Origin of the sequence: Pseudomaricurvus hydrocarbonicus (assembly GCF_011602365.1) — a bacterium.
GTDB lineage: Bacteria > Pseudomonadota > Gammaproteobacteria > Pseudomonadales > Cellvibrionaceae > Pseudomaricurvus > Pseudomaricurvus hydrocarbonicus.
Window position 1 is genome coordinate 31,126 of sequence record NZ_JAAONZ010000008.1, and the last position, 20,003, is coordinate 51,128.

At 57.1% G+C, this 20,003-nt stretch carries 13 protein-coding genes; 8 read left to right on the top strand and 5 right to left on the bottom strand.

The genetic code is table 11. From position 1 onward, the window contains the following. Window positions 1-145 precede the first annotated feature (145 nt). The gene (locus G8770_RS11845) at window positions 146-1,465 is read right to left on the bottom strand and encodes an NCS2 family permease (RefSeq protein WP_279537151.1); all 1,320 of its coding nucleotides are present in this window, start codon (window positions 1,463-1,465) and stop codon (window positions 146-148) included. Window positions 1,466-2,111: 646 nt separating this feature from the next. Between G8770_RS11845 and G8770_RS11850 the strand changes: the two genes are divergently transcribed. The 3 genes from G8770_RS11850 to G8770_RS11860 all read left to right on the top strand — a co-directional run bounded on the left by G8770_RS11850 (window position 2,112) and on the right by G8770_RS11860 (window position 6,952). Then, complete coding sequence (locus tag G8770_RS11850) at window positions 2,112-4,319, top strand: TonB-dependent receptor (protein WP_167186694.1); 2,208 nt, start codon at window positions 2,112-2,114, stop codon at window positions 4,317-4,319. Window positions 4,320-4,326: 7 nt separating this feature from the next. Then, a complete protein-coding gene (locus G8770_RS11855) occupies window positions 4,327-5,763 on the top strand; it encodes an adenosine deaminase family protein (RefSeq protein ID WP_167186696.1) in 1,437 nt (478 codons plus the stop codon). 103 nt (window positions 5,764-5,866) lie between these two features. Further along, window positions 5,867-6,952 (top strand): purine nucleoside permease, encoded by a 1,086-nt coding sequence (locus G8770_RS11860; RefSeq protein ID WP_167186699.1) that lies wholly within the window; start codon window positions 5,867-5,869, stop codon window positions 6,950-6,952. Window positions 6,953-7,420: 468 nt separating this feature from the next. On the opposite strand, the gene G8770_RS11865 is transcribed toward G8770_RS11860, so the two are convergent. Then, entirely contained in the window at window positions 7,421-9,658 is a 2,238-nt protein-coding gene (locus G8770_RS11865) for a TonB-dependent receptor (RefSeq protein ID WP_208022220.1), read from the bottom strand. Between the two features lie 416 nt (window positions 9,659-10,074). Then, window positions 10,075-10,650 (bottom strand): phosphoribosyltransferase, encoded by a 576-nt coding sequence (locus tag G8770_RS11870; RefSeq protein WP_167186702.1) that lies wholly within the window; start codon window positions 10,648-10,650, stop codon window positions 10,075-10,077. A gap of 116 nt (window positions 10,651-10,766) precedes the next feature. Between G8770_RS11870 and G8770_RS11875 the strand changes: the two genes are divergently transcribed. Beyond that, window positions 10,767-11,423 (top strand): phosphoribosyltransferase, encoded by a 657-nt coding sequence (locus tag G8770_RS11875; RefSeq protein ID WP_167186705.1) that lies wholly within the window; start codon window positions 10,767-10,769, stop codon window positions 11,421-11,423. 23 nt (window positions 11,424-11,446) lie between these two features. On the opposite strand, the gene G8770_RS11880 is transcribed toward G8770_RS11875, so the two are convergent. Together G8770_RS11880 and G8770_RS11885 are read right to left on the bottom strand one after the other, a co-directional pair. Continuing rightward, window positions 11,447-12,130, bottom strand: coding sequence for a TetR/AcrR family transcriptional regulator (locus tag G8770_RS11880; protein ID WP_167186708.1), 684 nt, complete (start codon window positions 12,128-12,130; stop codon window positions 11,447-11,449). Beyond that, the gene (locus G8770_RS11885) at window positions 12,127-13,539 is read right to left on the bottom strand and encodes a uracil-xanthine permease family protein (protein ID WP_167186712.1); all 1,413 of its coding nucleotides are present in this window, start codon (window positions 13,537-13,539) and stop codon (window positions 12,127-12,129) included. Before G8770_RS11885 ends, G8770_RS11880 begins: the two co-directional genes overlap by 4 nt. Before the next feature lie 202 nt (window positions 13,540-13,741). On the opposite strand from G8770_RS11885, the gene xdhA reads away from it, so the two are divergent. Genes xdhA through allB form a run of 4 tightly spaced genes read left to right on the top strand, consistent with a single transcriptional unit; the run spans window position 13,742 to window position 20,003 of the window. Then, a complete protein-coding gene (xdhA, locus tag G8770_RS11890) occupies window positions 13,742-15,238 on the top strand; it encodes a xanthine dehydrogenase small subunit (protein WP_243760457.1) in 1,497 nt (498 codons plus the stop codon). Beyond that, the gene (xdhB, locus tag G8770_RS11895) at window positions 15,231-17,627 is read left to right on the top strand and encodes a xanthine dehydrogenase molybdopterin binding subunit (RefSeq protein ID WP_167186715.1); all 2,397 of its coding nucleotides are present in this window, start codon (window positions 15,231-15,233) and stop codon (window positions 17,625-17,627) included. Before xdhA ends, xdhB begins: the two co-directional genes overlap by 8 nt. Further along, window positions 17,624-18,565 carry a xanthine dehydrogenase accessory protein XdhC gene (gene xdhC / locus G8770_RS11900; RefSeq protein WP_167186718.1) on the top strand — a complete coding sequence of 314 codons (942 nt, stop codon included), beginning with the start codon at window positions 17,624-17,626 and terminating at the stop codon, window positions 18,563-18,565. Before xdhB ends, xdhC begins: the two co-directional genes overlap by 4 nt. Beyond that, the gene (gene allB / locus G8770_RS11905; protein ID WP_167186721.1) at window positions 18,552-20,003 is read left to right on the top strand and encodes an allantoinase AllB; all 1,452 of its coding nucleotides are present in this window, start codon (window positions 18,552-18,554) and stop codon (window positions 20,001-20,003) included. Before xdhC ends, allB begins: the two co-directional genes overlap by 14 nt.

Genomic DNA, 20,003 nt, shown 5'->3' on the forward strand with positions numbered 1-20,003 from the left:
TCTGCCACAACGAGTAGCAGGGTTTATGTGGCCCTATCAGAATGGTGTAAACCCAAGAGGAAACTTCGCAGAAACTGTGGATGTAACGCGTTGCTGCGAAACCAGGTTATTAAACCTCTATCTTGAAATCTAATCAGGCTGAATATTACTTAAGGTTAAAGGCATAGCGAATGACGAAAACCCCTGCAAGAAAATACGTGAAGGGTGTCACCTGTCTGTATTGGCCCGTGCCCAGCTTGATGCCGACATAGGTAATAAAACCCAGTGCAATACCTTCGCTGATACTGAAGGTTAGTGGCATGGCCAGCAGCGCGACCACGGCCGTGGAAAAATCGGCAAGGTCATCGAAGTTGATGTGACGGATCGAATCCATCATTAAGATGCCCACCATAATCAGGGCGGGTGTGGTGGCCATGAGCGGGATGACTTTCATGATCGGCGTCAGGAACAACGCCAGCAAAAAACAGATGCCGACGACGATCGCGGTTAAACCGGTTTTGCCCCCCGCTGAAGCCCCAGCGGCGGATTCTACGTAGGAGGTCACCGGCGATGTCCCGAGCATTGCGCCAACCACACTGGCACCGGCGTCGGCCGTCAGGGCCGGGCCCATTTTGGGAAGCTTGCCATCACGATCGAGTAAGTTGGCGCGGCGGGAGACCCCGATCAGCGTACCAATGGTGTCGAACATGTTGACAAAGATCATAGCGAAGACAATATCCCAAGTGTCTTTCAGATTGACGATGGGGTACATCAAGTCCATGGCCAGGAAGGTGTCGCCAATGCCTGCCGGCATGCCGATCAGAGAATCGGGGTGCTGGGTGAGGTAACCGTTTGCTGTCGGTATGATCAGCCCAATCAGTGAAATGATGATGACCGACAGCAAGATCGCACCGGTAACCTGGCGAATCACCAGCACCATGGTCAGTACGACACCCACCAGTGCGAGCAAGACCGGTGGCTGTGAAAAATCACCAATGGTGACGAAGGTGGCCGGGTGATCGACCACCAGTCCGGCATTCTTCAGCCCTAAAAAAGCAATGAACAAGCCAATGCCACATTGCACACCAATTTTGAGCGCCGGCGGAATGGCGTTCGCAATTTTGGTACGTACTCCGGTGACGGAGAGCAAAAGAAAGATAAGACCGTTCCAGAAAACCAATCCGAGGGCCGCGTCCCAGGGAATTTCCCGGGTAATGCAGATGGTGAACGCAAAGAACGCGTTCAGCCCCATACCTGGCGCGAGAGCAATGGGGTAATTGGTGAGGAGCGCCATCATCAGGGTGCCAAAAAAAGCCGCCAGGGCGGTGACCGTTATCAGCCCTTCGATGGGCATGCCACTGGCGCCGAGAATACTGGGGTTCACGACCAGCACGTAGGACATGGCGGCGAACGTGGTGAGGCCGGCAATCACTTCGGTGCGGATGGTCGTACCGTGGGCTTTCAGTTTGAACAGTTGATCTAGCATGGATTGTCTCATTCAGGGGCATGATCGGAGCGGAAGTTTATTTGAGGTCTGGGTCCAGAACGGGGCTAAACAGTCCCGGTTTTTGCATGACTATCATAGTGCCTTCTGAAAACCTGACCAAATGGTGCAATTTTCGAACCAATTTCTGGGCGTGTGCATGGTGTATTGACGCAGTGACCGAGCAGTGGGAAAGCCCCATTAGAGTGGGGGGCACTTAAAAGCTGTCCAGTTGGTTGAATAATTGACAGCGGGGGGTGGCCGCCGCGAGGGGGATTGAGGGTCGGGTAATGACGTGCCCTGGCTGTGTTTCTGGAGAGGCCCCAGTCGAGCCAATAAAGCAGCTCGACAGTTCAACACGGTTCCGTGCGTCAGCCAATTTGGCTTCGCAGGGGCTGTATATTGGTGCGCGGGTTTACCCTGAGAGACTTTATGCCCTGAGAGGGGGCGAAAACGGGTGTACGGTGGATTTAGGCCGGCAATATAGATTTGAGGGTTTTGAAAAAAGTATTTAAAAGCATAAGGTTACGAGAAAACCTGACTAAGTAGTTAACAAATGGCATGGCGCTTGCTTCGTCGCTAGCAGCTGCAATCCGGCCCATGAGACGTTCAGCCGCAAAGCCCATTTTTCCTTACTGGAGTCACTCGAATGAAACAGAAATATTTTCAACCAGCCTTGCTGTCGCTTGCGGCTGCGGTCGCCCCGGGGATACAGGCCGAAACCGTTCTGCTCGAAGAAATTATTGTGACGGCGCAGAAACGAGAGCAGAGCTTGCGCGACGTGCCCGCAGCGGTATCGGCCATCACCGCAGAAAACGTGGAAGACTTTCTCGACGCAGGTGAAAATATTCGCGCGCTGGCCGGGCGTGTACCCAGTCTGCAAATTGAGTCCTCCAATGGACGCCAGTCTCCGCGGTTTTATGTTCGCGGCTTGGGCAATTACGATTTTGATGTCAACGCGACCCAACCGGTTTCCATGATTTATGATGATGTGGCGCTGGAAAATTCGGTTCTGAAAAGTATTCCCCTCTTCGATGTCGCGCAAGTTGAGGTGCTTAAAGGTCCTCAAGGAACCTTGTTCGGCCGCAGTACCACCGCAGGGGCGATTAAAATTGATTCGGTCAAGCCCAGTGATGAGTTGGAAGGTTATGCCAAGTTGAGCTATGGCAGCCGCGACACCATCAGTACCGAGACGGCCATATCCGGAGGCCTGACGGATACGCTCGCCGCTCGATTATCGATTAAGTATCAGGAGCGCGATGCCTGGATCGACAATACCGCCAATGGTTCGGGAGATGATTTTGGTGGATTCGACGAGTTGGCATACCGGCTGCAGTTCTTGTACAAGCCCAGTGATGATTTGACGGCGCTGGTGAAAGTTCACGGTTTTAATCAGGACGGTGACCAACCCCAAGTGTTTTATGCCAATGCGTTTACACCGGGTGTGGAGGGCCTGAGGTCGGGCTTTGATGTGGAGCGTGCGGGGCACGATGCCCAGGGTGGGTACGAGATGGATCAGTTTGGCAGCAGTGCCAAGATCGAGTACCAGTTCAATGACGTGATGCTTACCTCCATTACCTCCTATGATACGGTGGAAAGCTTCTCCCTGGCGGATGTGGATGGTGGCATACAGGGTGGTCCCGAGGCCATTGGGGTACTGAATGCACAGGCGTTTTTCAGTTCCTCCTCGGGAGATGGTTTGTCGGATCACTACCAGTTTACCCAGGAATTTCGATTGTCCGGGGAGACGGATAAGTTCTTCTATATGGCCGGTCTCTACTATATGGATGAAGAAATAACCGTCGACAGCATCAACTACGATAACGCCGGAACGCTTCTGGATTTAACGCAACAAGAGCAACAGACCACGTCGGCGGCCATCTTTGGGCAGATCGAATATTTCGTGACCTCGCAGCTGGCGGTCACCGCAGGTCTGCGTTACACCGAGGATGATAAAGAGTTGGAAGTGATCCCCGGTCCAGGCTCAACGGCGCCGGCGGATACCATCGACGCCAGTGATGAATATGTCAGCTGGGAGCTGGCTGCCAATTACGATGTGACGGAGGATTTCACCGTGTACAGTCGCCTCGCGACCGCATCACGTGGGCCGGTAACTCTGGGGCGTTTTGGTTTTACCAGTCAGGCGGATACAGAAGAAAACACCTCGTTTGAAATCGGAACCAAAATGGATTTGTTTGATGGTCGTGCGCGCTGGAACGCCACGGTTTATACCTTCGAGGTGAAAGATCAGCAGCTGACCGCCACTGGGGGTGTCGGTAATACCAACGAATTACTCAATGCCGACAAAACCACGGGCTCAGGATTCGAGACGGATCTGGAAGCCTATGTGACGGACAATTTCAAATTGTCGTTCAACCTCAGTTACAATAAAACCGAAATTGAAGACTCCAATCTTAACGTCGAGTTGTGTTCTGCCACGCCACTGTGTACCTCTCTGGATCCCATAGTTGACACGTTTGCCGGATTTTATGGCCCGGTAAACCTGGTGTCTGTGGATGGCAATGCATTACCGCGGGCACCGGAGTGGATGTATAACATTATTTTGGATTACACCATTCCACTGCAATCCGGTGAGATCTACCTTCAGACCGATTGGAATTATCGCAGTGAGTCCAGTATTTTTCTCTATGAATCGGTGGAATTTGTGGCCGAAGAGCGCTGGATTGGCGGTGCCAAGGTGGGTTACACCTCGGCTGATGGAACTCTTGACGTTGCACTGGTGGGCCGCAACATTACCGACGAAATCGTGGCTGATGGTGCTCTCGACTTTCTCAACCTGACGGCGTTTACCAATGAACCGCGCTTTGTCGGTGTTGAGCTCAGCAAGCGTTTTTAAACGGACTATGTTGACAATTATTTACCGGGCGGTCGCATCAGTATTACTGGTGTTGCCGCTGTCGGTCAACGCCCTAACGGTGGATGACTGGTTTGAAGATTTTAAGCGCAGTGCAACCGATGAAGAGTTGTACTCGTTTTTGTACGCGCTGCCCAAAGGCGGTGACCTGCACAATCATCTGACCGGTTCCAACTTTAGCGAGTGGTGGTATGAGTTAGCCACGCATCCAGAGCAAAACGGTGGCTATCGTTATTACACCCGGGTGACGATCGAGAACTGTGCCCAGTACGGCTCAGACATGTTCGGCTTTTCTCCTTACTTAATGTACTTTCGAAATATTCAGGAGAGCGGTTTTAATCAACTCAGTGACTGTGAGAAGTCAGAATACAAGCGCCTTGAAGACCTCACCGAGCAAGAGAAAGACGGCTGGCTGAACAGTCTGCGGCTGGACAAATCCCATGAGAGCCGGGACGAGTTTTTCCAGACCCACTGGCAGCGCTTGAATGACCTCACGGCCAACCCGCATTTGGTGGCGCAAACGCTGTACCTGAATATGCAGGCCTTCGCCCGCGAGGGTGTGACCTACCTCGAATCTATTCAGGGTATGCGCGGTTTTAAAAAGCCCGATGGCAGTGAATATGATCCGGATACGGTGGCGGATATTTTTCGTGACCGGCTAAATCAGGCCGACGCCCGGCAAACCGGTGTCACGGTGCGATTGCAATATTACCTGCTGCGGTTTATTCCCAATGCGGAAGAGGATCTGGCATGGATTTACCATTTCGTCGATCGCCATCGGGATTTGTTCGTTGGCATTAATATGGTGGGTCGGGAAGACAACGATAAAGGCTACCCGTTGCGATTTTTGCCGGTGTTGCGCAGCTTAAGGCAGAAAATACCGACCATCCCCCTGGCCATCCATGCCGGTGAGGTGGACGAGCCCAATCACCATGTGCGCGATACGCTGTTGTTGGGCGCCTCGCGAATCGGTCATGGCGTCAACTTGATTTCGGACCCGGATACCCTGTTGATGATGCGCAACAGTGAGTATCTGGTAGAGATTAATCTGATCAGTAACTTGCTGCTGCAATACGTCAATGACTTCAGTGAACATCCGTTTCCGGAATATTTACGACTGGGCATTCCAGTGGCACTGAGTACCGATGACCGGGGCATGTGGGATTCGAACCTGACGGATGAATATTTTGTCGCGGTCAAAGAGTTTAATCTGTCCTGGCGAGAGTTGGTTTCCCTGGGACGAAATTCCCTGCGTTTCAGTTTTCTGGATGACGCGTCCAAAGCCGACTTGCTGGATGAGTATGAGCAGCGGGTAGGGAAGTTCAGCAAGGCGTTTCAACGCAAGGGGTTGCCAGCACTGCAGGGGACCACTCCGGTCAGTTACGGCTTTTCCTGCCGGTATTACAGCGTCTGTCTGCAACCCTGAGGAAGCACATCCCCTTTGCGGTATGAGTCTTTCAGGTATTAAGCCAGAGTGATTGCAAAGTGAGTTAAAAAGTTCGTTAAGAATTAATCAAGAGTAAAACAAAATGAACCGTCTTTTTATTGTGTCTTTGATCGTTTTCCTGGCTGCTTGCCGCGAATCCAGTGCGCCACACGTGGCAGGCCAGGAAGAGCTGCTGACGACAGCGGCGCCCATTGCGGTGAAGGTGGTGGTCGTCAATATGTTTGAGTTGGGTGAAGATGAGGGGGATGCGGCGGGTGAGTTTCAGTTGTGGAAAGAGCGTCAGCAGCTGAGCCAGCGCTTTGCCTTTCCGCAGTCGCATCATGACCTGTTTTTGAATCCGGATACCGGTGTGTTGGGCATGGTGACGGGCATGGGCACCAACCGCTCGTCTTCGGCCATCATGGCGCTGGGGTTGGACCCCCGATTTGATCTGAGCAAAGCCTATTGGCTGGTGGTGGGCATTGCCGGTTTTGACCCGGAAGACGCCTCTATCGGCTCGGCGGCTTGGGCGGAATGGGTCGTCGATGGTGACCTTGGGCATGAAATCGATGCGCGCGAGCTGCCGCAAGACTGGACCACCGGTATCTTCCCGCTGTTCAGTCAAGGGCCCTACCCGGAAAAAAGGCCGCCCAACCAGGGTGAAGTATTCCACCTCAATGGCAAGCTGACCGACTGGGCTTACGAGTTCACCAAAGACACCGAGTTACCCGACGATCCTGCCATTGCCGAAAGTCGCGCGCTCTTTACGCAATACCCCAAGGCGCAATTGCCACCGCAAATACTGAAAGGGGACAATTTGGCAGGGATGACGTTCTGGCACGGCCAGCACCTGAATCGCTGGGCGAATCAGTGGGTGGAGTACTGGACCGAGGGGCAGGGCCAGTTTGTCTCCTCGGCGATGGAAGACACCGGTACCGCCCAGTCTTTGTTTTATCTTGATCGCGCCGGCAAGGCCGATTACCAGCGCTTGATGGTGCTGCGCACCGCGAGTAATTTTACCGTGCCGGCGCCCGGCTTGAGTGCAGCAGAGAGTTTGTTGCATGAAGGGGAGAGCTATGCCGGTCTGGCGTTGGCTTTGGAGAGTGCTTATCGGGTTGGTGGTAAGGTGGTCGATGAATTGGTCAACAACTGGTCCGACTACCAGCATCGTCTGCCTTACGAGGAATGACTTGAGCGAGGAGTGACTTGAGGTTTTCCGTCGCTTCATTTTACCCATCCTGACGTTGTGTTTTTAAGGTCGGTGATCGGTCGCATTGGGGCTCCCTCTTCGGCCTTGGCGGCAAGTTCCACTCAGCGGGGGCTTGCCGGATGGGCCGGGTGGTTCGATCCCCGGTCCGTCAAACTCTTCTCTTCTCTTCTCTTCTCTTCTCTTCTGTTCGGTTGTGACTGAATTCTTCGAGGCTTTCGATGTCGTTGTCGTTGCCAAAGCCAAAGCCAAAGCCAAAGCCAATTCGCCGGCGCCAATCCGCGTGTTGATTTCTGCCGTCAGGCCCGGTCCCGAAAGGCGGGAAACGCGTGGGCTGTGTCGCGCGGCAGCACAGGTGTGAAAGGGGTCATCACCGGGCAATAAAAAACCTGCCAGGGACGGTGAATGCCTCACCGGTCTGACAGGTTCGGGACAGTACCAGCAAGCGTTTTAGAACTCGTAACGCACTTTGGCCATCAGCTGGCGGGGCGCAATCAATTCAACACCGGTCGCCGCCACACCGAACACATCGGTCATGCTTGAGTTGACCCCTTCCTCGTCGAACAGGTTCATGGCCATCAGATCAAAGCCCCAGCCGCTGCTGGTCAAATCGAGCGAGGCCACCAGATTGACCACGTCATACGAGCCCACGCGATCAACCTCGGCGTTGTTGAAAATGCGCTGACTGAAGCCGCCGCGGTAGGTGTATTGCAGGCTGCTGTTAAACAGCATGTTGTCACCCAGCAGGGTTTCATAGCTGAGGGTGACATCGGCGGTCAGGTTGGGGGCCTTGGCCAGTTCGTTACCCACCACATCTTCGCGCAAGTCATAGCGAATCAGCTCGTCGCCAAAGAAATAAGGCTGTGCCTTGACGTTGTCCAAAGCCTCATAGGACGAGGTGATCTCGGTGTCCATGGCGGACAGTTTTACATCCAGTGTCCACGCTTCACCCAACAGGGCGAGTAATTCCAGTTCCACGCCGGTGATTTCAGCGTCGGGAATGTTGGCAACCCCACCCTGGAAGACATCGGGGTCGGTGCCCTGGAACTGCATGTCGCTGTACTCGTAGAAAAAGGCGGCGAGGTTGGCGCGCATACGACCGTCAAACATTTCCGTTTTCAGGCCCATTTCGTAGGCATCGATGCTTTCGTCGGCGTAGATTTCATCCACCAGCGCCGGCGAGCCATCGCTGCTATTACCGTAGGTGAGGTTACTGCCGCCGGGTTTAAAGCCGCGGGTATAGGAGGCGTAGACCATGCTGTCTTCATTGACATCGTACTCCAGCGCCAGCCGACCGGTGACCGCGTCGGTTTCCGTCTGGATCAGGTCCGGTGTGGGAATAAAGAAATTGGAGACTTCACTTACCACGTCGTCTTCGGTGTAGCGCAGCCCCGTCACCAGACGCAGAGTTTCGGTGAGGTGAAAGGTGGTTTGACCGTAGAGTGACAGCGACTCCCGGCTGGGGTGTGCATCGGAGACAAAGCCCACATCGCCGCTGTAGACCTCCGGGAAGGTGGTGGGGTAGCCGTCCAGCACCCCGTTGCCGTTCACATCCAGTTCCTCGCGAATGGTGATGTCGATGTCCGTATCCAGATAGAAGGCACCGACAATCCAGTCGACGCTGCCAAACAGGGGTTCATTGGAAATTACATTGATTTCGTAGGTTTGGGTTTCCTGAACATTGATCTCGGGGTTGAACTCGCTGATGGTGATTTCCGGATTCTTGGCGTAGGAGTGACGGTCGTTATCGCGCACCACCAGAATGTCGTCTTTCTGCCAGCTGCCCAGCGCCTTGACGGTGGCCAGGCCGGTGTCCCATTCGAAAATAGCCCCATAGACCTGAGACTCCAGTTCATACTTGGCGGTTGTGTCCTGGTAGAGTTCCCGCGGGTCGCTGGCGGGGTCATAGATGCCCTTGATCGCCGCGCCATTGGAATCTTCTTTAAAGTACTGGCCGAACAGGCGCAAGCTGGTGCTTTCGCCCAGGTTAAACAGCCAGTCGGTGCGCGCGCTGAGGTTGTCGGCCTGATCCAGCTCCTGGCCGGTCAGTTTGTTTTCGGAAAAGCCGCTGTGACGGTACTGGGAGACCGAAGTGCGCATGGCCACATTGTCGCTCAGCGGTACGTTGATGGAACCGCGTAGCTTGGTGAGGTCGTAATTACCCACAGTGAGGTCGGTCTTGCCGCTGATGCCGTCAAAGTCGGGCTGTTTGCTGATCACATTAATTGCGCCGCCGGTAGAGTTCTGGCCGAACAGGGTGCCCTGGGGGCCGCGCAGCACTTCGATGCGATCCACATCAATGAAGTCGGCCTGAATGGCAAACGGCGAAGCCACATAAATGCCGTCCATGTGGTAAGACACGGAGGGGTTGGCGACCGCGTTCTGGTTGGCTTCGTTGCCGAGGCCGCGAATCGCGATGACGGTTTTAAAGCCTTCGTTCTTGGTGATGTTCACCCCGGGGGCCAGACCGCTCAGGTCGACAAAGGAGTTGATGTTCTTGGTGTCGAGGCTGTCTCCGGTCAGGGCGGTGACGGCCTGGGAGACCCCCTGCAGGCTCTCGCTGCGTTTTTGCGCCATCACCACCACTTCTTCCAGCTTATACGTCTCTTCTGACAGGGCTGTGGTAGCCGTGGACAATGACGCGAGGCCAATGGCGGCGCTCAACAGGGATTTACAGTTCATGCTCATGGCAAAATTTCCTTAAGTGACAATATATAAAGCTGCAGTAAAAACGGCGGTTAATAAGGCTGTGGTTATAGCGCTGCAGTTATAAAGCTTTAGCTGGCAAGTGGTTGTTCGTGGGTGAAATGCTTTTGCTGGCTTGCTGAAGGCCGCACCGCGGTAAAACTTGAAATCAATTTAGCAACAAATATGCCATTTCTTGACAGGGTCGTCAGTTTTTGGCGTTTGAGGGATTTTGCCGCTTATGGAGCTGTTTTTGCAGCGTATGGAACTCAAAAGCCGCCACCAGGACCTCGGTTGAACGTAACCGGGTGCGGCGTCAAGGCCGTGGGAGGGGCCCGCGAGGAGGCAGCAAAGAATGGGTGCACTTTAATCAGGCACCTGATTATTGGTGCACCTTTAGTGTGCTGTGCGGGAGTGTGTTATTTGGGGGTGTTGGGCAAACAGGGTTGAATGATGCGGTATAACTCCGGGCGATGGCGGGCAACCTCGTCGTGGGTCAGGCCCTCCAGCGAGTGGGGGTACTTCAGCCAGGCGTCGGTCTCGTGGATGTAGTAATCCGGGGCCACACCGGTCTGGTTGCGGGTCGGCTTGTAATACGGCACCGCGATGCGGATGTCCTGCGGCTGATTCAGGCGGGTGCGCTGACGCAGTTCGGCAATCACGGCCTGAATGGTGAGTCCGGTATCGTAGACATCATCGACAATGAGCAGCCGGTCCGTGTGGCGAATGTTCTTCACCAGATAGCTTAAGCCGTGCACCCGGACCTGTTTTGAGCGGCCATCAATTCCGCTGTAAGACGAGGTGCGGATGGCGATGTGATCGCCTTTGACCTGGTGGTAAGCGAGAAACTCCTGCACCGCCACCCCGATGGGGGTGCCACCCCGCCAGATCGCAATGATGTAGTCGGGGTAGAAGCCGTCGTTGAGTATGGCCGCTCCCAGGCGAAAGGAATCCTCGAGGAGGGTTTGCGGGTCCAGATAGAGTTTATGGGTCATGGTTTAATAAATATTTTGACAGTTGTGTCAATTATAGGAGAATCCTTCACACAGAGACAGCCCACAGTCGTTGGGGTTGTGGATTTTTAATCAGAACGGATGGGCGGCACGACGCTATGACGGACACCAAAAAGCGCTTTATTACCGAACATGAACTCATCCAGGACGCCTTTCGCCTGGCGGTAAAAATCTATCAGAGTGATTTTCAGCCCAATGTTGTCGTGGGTATCTGGCGGGGGGGCAGTACGGTGGGCATCTATGTGCAGGAGTGCCTGCAATACCTGGGCATCAAAACCGATCATATCGCCATTCGCACCTCTTACCAGGGGCTGCCGAGCTATCAGAGCATGATTGACAGTCAGGATGGCATCAAGGTCCATGGCCTCAAATATCTGCTGGAAAACCTGAACCGGGATGATCGCCTGCTGATCGTGGACGATGCCTACAGTTCGGGGGTCAGTATTCAGGCGGTGATTGATCAGCTGGCCGCGAAAACCAAGCGCAACATGCCGGAGCAGATCCGCATCGCCGCGCCCTGGTTTAAACCCGGCCGGGTGCGCACCGGGCGCAAGCCTGACTTCTATCTGCACGAAACCGATTGCTGGCTGGTGTTTCCCTACGAAATGGTCGGGCTCTCGGAAGAGGAAATTGCCCAGTATAAGCCCGGCTTAAAATCGATTCTGGACTCGGTCACGCTGCCTTCCGCAGCATCCGTTTCACCCGCGCCGCCTTCGTCAGAGCCACCTTCACCAGAGCCTTCTTCCGGAAGTTAGCAGCCCCAGGGCATGCGGGCGGCTCACTCGGTGACCGCGGTTGCCTGGGGTGAACAGCCGATGCCCTTGGTGATCACTGCGGTCAGGGTTTCGGCCGCAGAGCGATAATCCTCATTGGCCAATTCGGCCTTGCCCATTGCCGCGGCAACCTGGGCTTCAAAGTCGGCGTAGTGCTGGGTGGAGCTCCAGATCAGGAACATCAGGTGAGCGGGATCCACCGCATCGATCTTGCCGGAACGGCTCCAGCTCTCGAAGATTTCAAGTTTACGACCGAACCACTGTTGGTATTCTTGTTGGTAGTACTCTTTCAGGTGGGGCGCGCCGGAGATGATTTCACGGGCGAAAATGCGTGAAGACAAGGGATGGTTGCGGGAAAATTCGATTTTCTGGGTGATGTAGGTTCGCAGCGCCTCGTAGGGGTGGTCGTCGCAGCGGATGTCGTTCAGCGCGGTGTCCCAAAGCTCCAGGATGCTGGAGAGAATTTCGGCGTAAAGCTTGAGCTTGTTGTCGAAGTAATAGTGCACGTTGGGACGAGCAAGCCCGGCCCGCTTGGCAATGCTGTCCATGGTCGCACCTTCGTAGCCTTTTTCGGCGAATTCAAGTTCCGCCGCGTCAAAAATAATCTTTTCTTTTTTCTTCCGCACCCGACCGGCACGTTTCTTGGTGTCGGTTTTATGGGGGTGGTGAGAGGCTACCTCGACAATCATTGTGTTCCTGTCTCCATCTTTGACTCTGCTGCGTGTTGCTTTGCGGCCGTGGCTTCACCGGCCTGCTGGTTTGCAGCGGGGGGCTCGGGCAGCAGCAAGCTCAACACAATGGCGCTTAGCCCGGCTGCCGCCACCGGCGAACTGAAAATATTCTGCAATATCTGCGGTGTTTTTGCCAACAGCTCTGGTACCAGTGCGGTTCCAAAGCCGAATCCGAAGGCCACGGCAATGATCATCATCTTGCGCCGGTCGAGCTGTTCAGTGCTGATGATTTTGATGCCCGCTGCCGCGATCGTCCCAAACATCACCAGGGTGGCGCCGCCCAGCACGGGCTTGGGCACCTGTTGCAGGAGGCTGCCGATGGCGGGCAGTAATCCCAGCAGGACCAGGCCCGCCGCGACGTAACACCCCACATATCGACTGGCAATTCCCGTCAGCTGGATCACCCCGGAGTTTTGGCTGAAGGTGGTGTTGGGAAAGGAATTGCACAGCGCTGCGATCAGGGAGTTTACACCGTCGGCAAACACACCGCTCTTAATCCGTTGTAAATACCCGGGCCCGCTCACCGCCTGCCGCGAGATCACACAATTGGCGGTGAGGTCGCCGGCGGTCTCGATCGAGCTGATCACATAAATCAAGGCCATCACCACAAAGCTGGCGCCATCAAAACTGAAGCCGAATTGAAAGGGCACCGGCAGATGCACTGCGGTTTCAATCCGGGGCAGATTCATCTCCCAGTAGCCACAGAGCCAGGCCGCCAGAGATCCGACGAACAAGCCAATAATGATCGAGGACATGCGCAGCCAGTGATTGCGGGACACGCTTAAGGCCAGAATGACGGCAATAACCCCGAGCCCCAGCAACAGGTTTTCAGTGTTGCCAAAGTCGGGGTATTGGTAACCGCCGGCCAGGTCGGTCATGCCCACTTTAATGAGACTGAGGCCGATGGTGGTGATGACGATGCCCGTCACCAGGGGCGTGATCACCCGGGTCAGATAAGGAATGAACAGGCTGAGCCCCATTTGAACCAGCGAGCCCACCAGGCTCAGTGAGACAATCAGGCTGATCACCTGTTCATCGCTGCCCCCCTGGCTGCGGACCAAAAAGCCCGCGCCCAGAATGGCCCCGAGAAATGAGAAACTGGTGCCTTGCACGCACAGCATGCCCGCGCCAATGCCAAAGGGCCGGTACGACTGGATAAAGGTGCCAATCCCGGAAGCGATCAGGGCCATGCTGACCAGGTAGGGGATGTAGTTTTCCAGCCCCAGGACGCCGCCAATCACCAGTGAGGGGGTGACAATCCCGACAAACGATGCCAACAGATGTTGGCTGGCGGCAAAGATGGCTTTGAGCACCGGCGGGCGGTCCTCCAGCTGATAGATCAGCTCCGATGTTGATGTCTGTTCCATCACGATCCCCTTCTACTCTTGAGAGCTTGTCATCAGGGAATCGCTCCCACTCAAAAACTAGACACTTGTGTCAGGTTTTAAGCAGGAAGCGTGCCACGCCATTGGCTTTTAATATCCTGACACTTGTGTCAAGTTTGGCATACAATATGCAGAATGTAAGCGAGATGAGCGTGTCGCGTCCTATGCTTAAAAGAGGATGGCCATGCCCGAGCCCGCGCAACGCCTGACACAGACAGAGCCTATGATTGAATTCCTGTTAAACGGTGAACCCCTGCGGATCACTGATGAAGATCCCAACTGCACTCTTTTAGATTTCTTGAGGGATCGCCTGCACCACACCGGTTCCAAAGAGGGGTGTGCCTCCGGCGACTGTGGGGCCTGTACGGCTGCGCTTGGGGAGCTGGACGGTGAGACGATTCACTACAAAAGCATTAATACCTGCATTACTCCGTTGGGCAATGTTCACGGCAAACACCTGGTGACGGTTGAGGAGTTAAAGCAGGGGCAGCAGTTGCATCCGGCGCAGCAGGCAATGGTCGATTGTCACGGGTCACAGTGTGGTTTCTGTACCCCGGGGTTTGTGATGTCGCTGTTTGTGTTGGGACGGGATGAGATCAGTGCACCCGATAGACACCGCATCGAAGAGTCTCTGGGGGGGAATTTGTGCCGCTGTACCGGCTACCGCCCCATCATCGAGGCGGCGGTGCAGATGTTTGACCCGGCTCTGCAGGCGGAACGGGATCCCTTCACTGAGCGCGAAGCCGAGTGGGTTAAGGTCTTGCAGAGCATGAATCGCGACCAGGACGTAGAGCTCAGTGGCGGCGGTCACCACTATGTGGCCCCGGCGACGTCCGCACGGCTGGCGCAACTGCTGCAGCACTATCCCGCCGCGCGGTTGGTGGCCGGGGGCACCGATCTGGCGCTGGAGCTGACTCAGCAACTGTGCAGCATTGATACCCTGATTTATACCGGCCGCGTGCGGGAAATGATCGGGGTGAGCGAAACCGACACTCACCTGATCATTGGTGCAGCGGCCAGCTACAACCAGTTTGGTCCGGCACTGACGGCGCTCTACCCTGAGTGTCGCGAGCTGCTGGAGCGGCTCGGCTCGCGTCAGATCCGCAATCAAGGCACCCTCGGCGGCAACATCGGCAATGCCTCCCCCATTGGTGACATGCCGCCGCTGTTGCTGGCCCTCGGTGCCAGTCTGCGCCTGCGCGGTGCTGAACGGGTGCGCGAGCTGCCGCTGGAGCAGTTTTTCCTCGGTTACAAGCGCACGGCGCTGCAGGCCGGGGAATTCATTGAAGCCATTCTGGTACCCCGGCCGGCGCCGGGCGACAGCTTGCGGGTGTATAAAATCAGCAAGCGCTTTGAGGACGATATTTCCAGTAGCTGCGGCGCCTTCCTGTTAAGCCTGGATCAGCAGATTGTCACCCGGGTACGCGTGGCCTTTGGGGGGATGGATGCCATTCCCCGCCGCGCCCTTGAGTGTGAACAGGCCCTGCTGGGCAAGCCGCTGGACGACGTTGCCATCGCGGCGGCCATGGCCGCTCTGGCCCGGGACTTCACGCCGATCAGTGACTTTCGCGCCAGCAGTGACTATCGCCTGCAAGTCAGCCAGAACCTGCTGAAACGGTTGCAGCTGGAGCTCAACAGCCCCAGCGCCACGCTGCTGTCGAGGGTGAATCAACATGCGTAACTTACCTGAGACCTCAACCCCCACCGGCACCGACCAGCAGCCGATCAAGCGGGAGCAGATCAGCGGCGGCGTGCAACAGAGTGTGCGTCACGAAAGTGCTGAACGCCACGTCAGCGGCGAAGCCCTGTTTACCGACGACCGGGCGGTGCCTGCGGGCACGCTGTTCGCCTATGTGGGGCTGGCCAGCATCGCGCGCGGCAAAATTCTGTCCATGGACCTGAGTCGGGTGCTGGCGGCCGAGGGTGTGGTCAGCGTGGTGACGCTGGAGGACATTCCCGGTCATCGCGATATCGGTCCGGTGTTCCCGGGGGATCCGGTGTTTGCCGATGGCGAAGTGCTGTTCCACGGCCAGCCGCTGTTTGCGGTGGCGGCGACCAGCCAGACCCTGGCGCGCCGAGCGGCGCGGCTGGCGCAGGTGGACTATGAGCCCTGGCCCGCCGATCTGACCATCGAACAGGGCCTGGCCGCACAGAGCTTTGTGCGGCCCAGTCACACGCAACGGCGCGGTGACGCCGCCGCGGCCATTGCCGGGGCGCCACGCCGGCTTAGTGATCGCATGCACATCGGCGGTCAGGAGCAGATGTATCTGGAGGGCCAGGTGTCATTGGCCTGTCCGGACGAGGAAGGCGGCATTACGCTCTACACCTCCAACCAGAACCCCACCGAAGTGCAAAAGCTGATCGCCGAGGTGTTGGCGATTCCCATCAGTATGGTGACGGTGGACATGCGGCGGATGGGCGGCGGCTTTGGCGGCAAAGAGACTAACGCCAATCAGTGGGCGGTGATTGCCTCGCTGCTGGCGCGCAAGACCGGGCGGGCGGTCAAGGTACGTCTGGCCCGGGCCGACGATATGACCGCCACCGGCAAGCGACATCATTTTGTCAGTGATTACGACGTCGGTTTTGACGACCAGGGGCTCATCCAGGGGCTCGACATGTCCTTGAGTGCCGGTTGTGGCTATTCACCGGACCTGTCGGATGCGATTGTCGACCGCGCCATGTTTCACGCCGACAATGCCTACTTTTTGCCGACCGCCACCATCACCGGCCATCGGGTCAAAACCGATACCGTCTCCAACACCGCGTTTCGCGGCTTTGGCGGGCCGCAGGGGATGGTGGCCATTGAATGCGTGATGGACGACATCGCGCGTGCGGTGGGGCGCGACCCGCTGGATGTGCGCAAGGACAACCTCTACGGCCCCGAGGGCGGTCGGGATACCACCCACTATGGCCAGACGATCGAGCGGCATATTTTGCCGGGGCTGATCGAACAGCTGGAGCAGACCAGCGACTATCGCCAGCGCCGCCAGGATATCGCCGCCTTCAACCGCTCGCAGCCGATCCTGCGCAAGGGGCTGGCCCTGACACCGGTGAAGTTTGGCATTTCCTTTACCGCCCAGCATTTGAACCAGGCCGGGGCGCTGCTTCATGTCTACACCGACGGCAGTATCCAGCTCAATCACGGTGGGACCGAAATGGGCCAGGGCTTGTTTACCAAGGTCGCGCAGATTGTCGCCACGGTGTTGCAGGTGGATATGGCGCGCATTCTGCCGACCGCCACCCGCACCGACAAGGTGCCCAACACCTCGCCGACGGCCGCGTCTTCCGGCACCGACCTGAATGGCATGGCGGCCCGCAATGCCGCCGAAACCATCAAGCAGCGGTTGACCGACTTTGCCGCCGAACATTTTCAGACCACGTCCGAGCGGGTGCGCTTCCACAACAATCGGGTCTACATCGCCGAGGACCAAGTGCTCAGTTTTGGCGAGCTGGCGCAGCTGGCGTACCTGCATCGCATCTCCCTGTCGGCGACCGGTTATTACCGCACCCCGAAAATTTACTACGACCGCGAGCAGGCCCAGGGGCATCCGTTTTTTTACTACGCCAATGGCGCCGCCGTGTCCGAAGTGTTGGTGGACACGCTCACCGGTGAGTATCGGGTCACCCGGGTGGACATTCTGCAGGATGTGGGGCAGTCACTGAACCCGGCGCTGGACATTGGCCAGATCGAGGGGGCCTACATTCAGGGCATGGGCTGGCTCACCACCGAAGAGCTGGTGTGGGGGGGCGATGGCCGCCTGCAAACCAACTCGCCGGCCAGTTACAAGATCCCGGCCATTGGCGACACGCCGGCCGAATTCAATGTGGCGCTGTTGGCCGACAGTCCCAATGTCGAAGCGACCATCTTTCATTCCAAAGCGGTGGGCGAGCCACCGTTAATGCTGAGCATTTCGGTGTGGTCGGCGCTGCGCGATGCGATCGCCAGTCTGGCCGATTATCAGCTCAGCCCGCGGCTTGATACGCCCGCCACGCCGGAGCGCGTGCTCAACGCCATCAACTCCATCAAGGCCATCACCACTCTGCAGCAGCAGAATCGAGGTGCTTCATGAAGCCAAACACGCCTATTCTCAAGAGTGGCCACTGGTCCCGGGCCGTGGCCGAACTGGACGCTGCAGGGCGGGCCTATGTGCTGGTCACCATCATCGGCGCCCGCGGTTCCACCCCCCGTGACCAGGGCAGCAAGATGGTGGTCAGCGCCGATGATCAGGGTGACCTGCAGTGCATCGGCAGTATCGGTGGCGGCCACCTGGAGTATCTGGTCATAGCCCGCGCCGGCGAGCTGCTCAGTCAGGGCCGCGCCAGCCAGCAGTTGGAAGACTTTCCGCTGGGCGCCAAACTGGGTCAGTGTTGTGGCGGTTCGGCGTCGGTGCTGCTGGAAAGTTTTGTGCCGCGGCCGGTGAACCTGATGCTGTTTGGGGCCGGTCATGTGGGCCGGGCCCTGATCAAGGTGCTGGCGGAGTTACCCTGCCGGGTGTGGTGGGTGGACGAACGCGAGTCGCTGTTGCAGCAAGACGTTGAGATGGCGGCCTTGCCGGATAACGTGACGGCGGTGTGTGATACCGACGCGGTGGACGCGGTGGCGCGCATGCCCGGCAACAGTTATTACCTGGTCATGACGCACAACCATCAGCTGGATTACGACCTGTGCCGGACCATCCTGCAGCGCGACGATGCCCGCTACATCGGCCTGATTGGGTCAGCGACCAAATGGCAGCGTTTCAAACTGCGCTTTGATCACCGCGGCATCGACGCCCAGCAGTATCAACACATTCACTGCCCGGTAGGGCTGTCGGCCGTGAGCGGCAAGTTGCCCATGGAGGTGGCGGTCAGCATTGCCGCCGAGATCATTCACACCTATCAGCAACAGCAAGCGAAACAACCGCGGCCAACCCGTCGCGGTGTGGCGTGGCCAGAGGTGCAGGCGGCGCTGAACCGTGACGCATCCCCGAGCCCAGACATTCGAGAAGAGCCTCATGAGCAACCTTGATATTGGCAACCCAGATATTGACAGCCCTGATACTGGCAGCTCTGCGAGCTTTGCCCTGCACAGCCAGCGGGTGGTGGTCGATACGCAACTGCTGGCGGCCCGGGTGTACGTGCAGGATGAAAAAATTGTGGCGGTCATTGCCGATGGGGACGCGATTCCCGTGGCGCTGCAAAACGTTCCCGTCGAAGAGCTGGGCAGCCAGGTGTTGATGCCCGGTCTGGTGGATACGCACGTGCACGTCAATGAGCCCGGTCGCACGGAATGGGAAGGCTTTAACACCGCCACCAGCGCCGCCGCCGCGGGCGGGATCACCACGGTGGTGGACATGCCGCTCAATTGCAGCCCGGTCACCACCACCGCCGCCGCGCTGCAGGCAAAACTCGACAGCTTGCAGGGCAAGCTGTGGATCGATACCGGCTTTTGGGGCGGTGTGGTGCCCGCTCACATTGATCAGTTGCCGGCCTTACTGGAGGCGGGGGTGCTCGGCGTCAAGTCGTTCACCATCCACTCGGGCATCGACGAATTCCCCCAGGTGACGGCCGCTGACATGCGCCGGGTGATACCGGTGCTGGCGCAGTACGAAGTACCTTACTTGATTCACGCCGAACTGGAGCAGCCGCCGCAACAGCCGGTCAGGATTGGCCACAGCTATCAATCTTTTTTGGCGTCGCGGCCTCGCAGCTGGGAAAACAATGCCGTTGCCATGATGGTGGAGCTGCTTGAGGAGGCCAAATCCCGGGGCGTGAACGGTCACTTGCACGTGGTGCACCTGTCTTCGGCCGATGCCATCCCGACCATTGTCCAGGCGCGAGCGCAGGGCTTGCGCCTCACCAGCGAGAGTTGTCCCCACTACTTAACGCTGTTTGCCGAAACCATTCCCGACGGCAAAACCCTGTACAAATGCTGTCCGCCGATTCGCGAAGATGAAAATCGCCAGCGCCTGTGGCAGGGGCTGGCCGAAGGTCACATTGATTTTATTGTCTCTGACCATTCACCGTGCACGCCGGAGTTAAAACACATCGACAGTGGCAACATCGAGAAGGCCTGGGGCGGCATCTCGTCGCTGCAGTTTGGCCTGGCCCTGATCTGGACCGAAGCTCACCAGCGCGGCTACAGCCTGCCCCAGGTGGTGGACTGGATGGCGCGCCGACCGGCAGAGTTTGCCGGACTTGGGCAGAGTAAGGGGCGGATTGCGGCCGGGTATGACGCCGACCTGGTGGTGTTTGACGATGCTCATCACTACACCGTGCGGGCCGAAGATATTTTGTACCGCAATAAAATCACCCCTTACGAGGGCAAGGCGGTGCAAGGTCGCGTCGAGCGCACCTACGTGCGTGGACACCAAGTGTTCGCCGAGGGCGCCATGGTGGGGGCACCGCTGGGACAGCCCATATTGCACCGCCGTGCTCCCGGCCAAGCTTTTGACGAATCGCGGTAA

Coding starts and splice junctions, on each gene's coding strand:
- G8770_RS11845 (WP_279537151.1), bottom strand. CDS start 1,465: ATGCTAGATCAACTGTTCAAACTGAAAGCCCACGGTACGACCATCCGC.
- G8770_RS11865 (WP_208022220.1), bottom strand. CDS start 9,658: ATGAGCATGAACTGTAAATCCCTGTTGAGCGCCGCCATTGGCCTCGCG.
- G8770_RS11880 (WP_167186708.1), bottom strand. CDS start 12,130: ATGATTGTCGAGGTAGCCTCTCACCACCCCCATAAAACCGACACCAAG.
- xdhC (WP_167186718.1), top strand. CDS start 17,624: ATGAAGCCAAACACGCCTATTCTCAAGAGTGGCCACTGGTCCCGGGCC.
- G8770_RS11870 (WP_167186702.1), bottom strand. CDS start 10,650: ATGACCCATAAACTCTATCTGGACCCGCAAACCCTCCTCGAGGATTCC.
- allB (WP_167186721.1), top strand. CDS start 18,552: ATGAGCAACCTTGATATTGGCAACCCAGATATTGACAGCCCTGATACT.
- G8770_RS11850 (WP_167186694.1), top strand. CDS start 2,112: ATGAAACAGAAATATTTTCAACCAGCCTTGCTGTCGCTTGCGGCTGCG.
- xdhB (WP_167186715.1), top strand. CDS start 15,231: ATGCGTAACTTACCTGAGACCTCAACCCCCACCGGCACCGACCAGCAG.
- G8770_RS11875 (WP_167186705.1), top strand. CDS start 10,767: ATGACGGACACCAAAAAGCGCTTTATTACCGAACATGAACTCATCCAG.
- G8770_RS11860 (WP_167186699.1), top strand. CDS start 5,867: ATGAACCGTCTTTTTATTGTGTCTTTGATCGTTTTCCTGGCTGCTTGC.
- G8770_RS11855 (WP_167186696.1), top strand. CDS start 4,327: ATGTTGACAATTATTTACCGGGCGGTCGCATCAGTATTACTGGTGTTG.
- xdhA (WP_243760457.1), top strand. CDS start 13,742: ATGCCCGAGCCCGCGCAACGCCTGACACAGACAGAGCCTATGATTGAA.
- G8770_RS11885 (WP_167186712.1), bottom strand. CDS start 13,539: ATGGAACAGACATCAACATCGGAGCTGATCTATCAGCTGGAGGACCGC.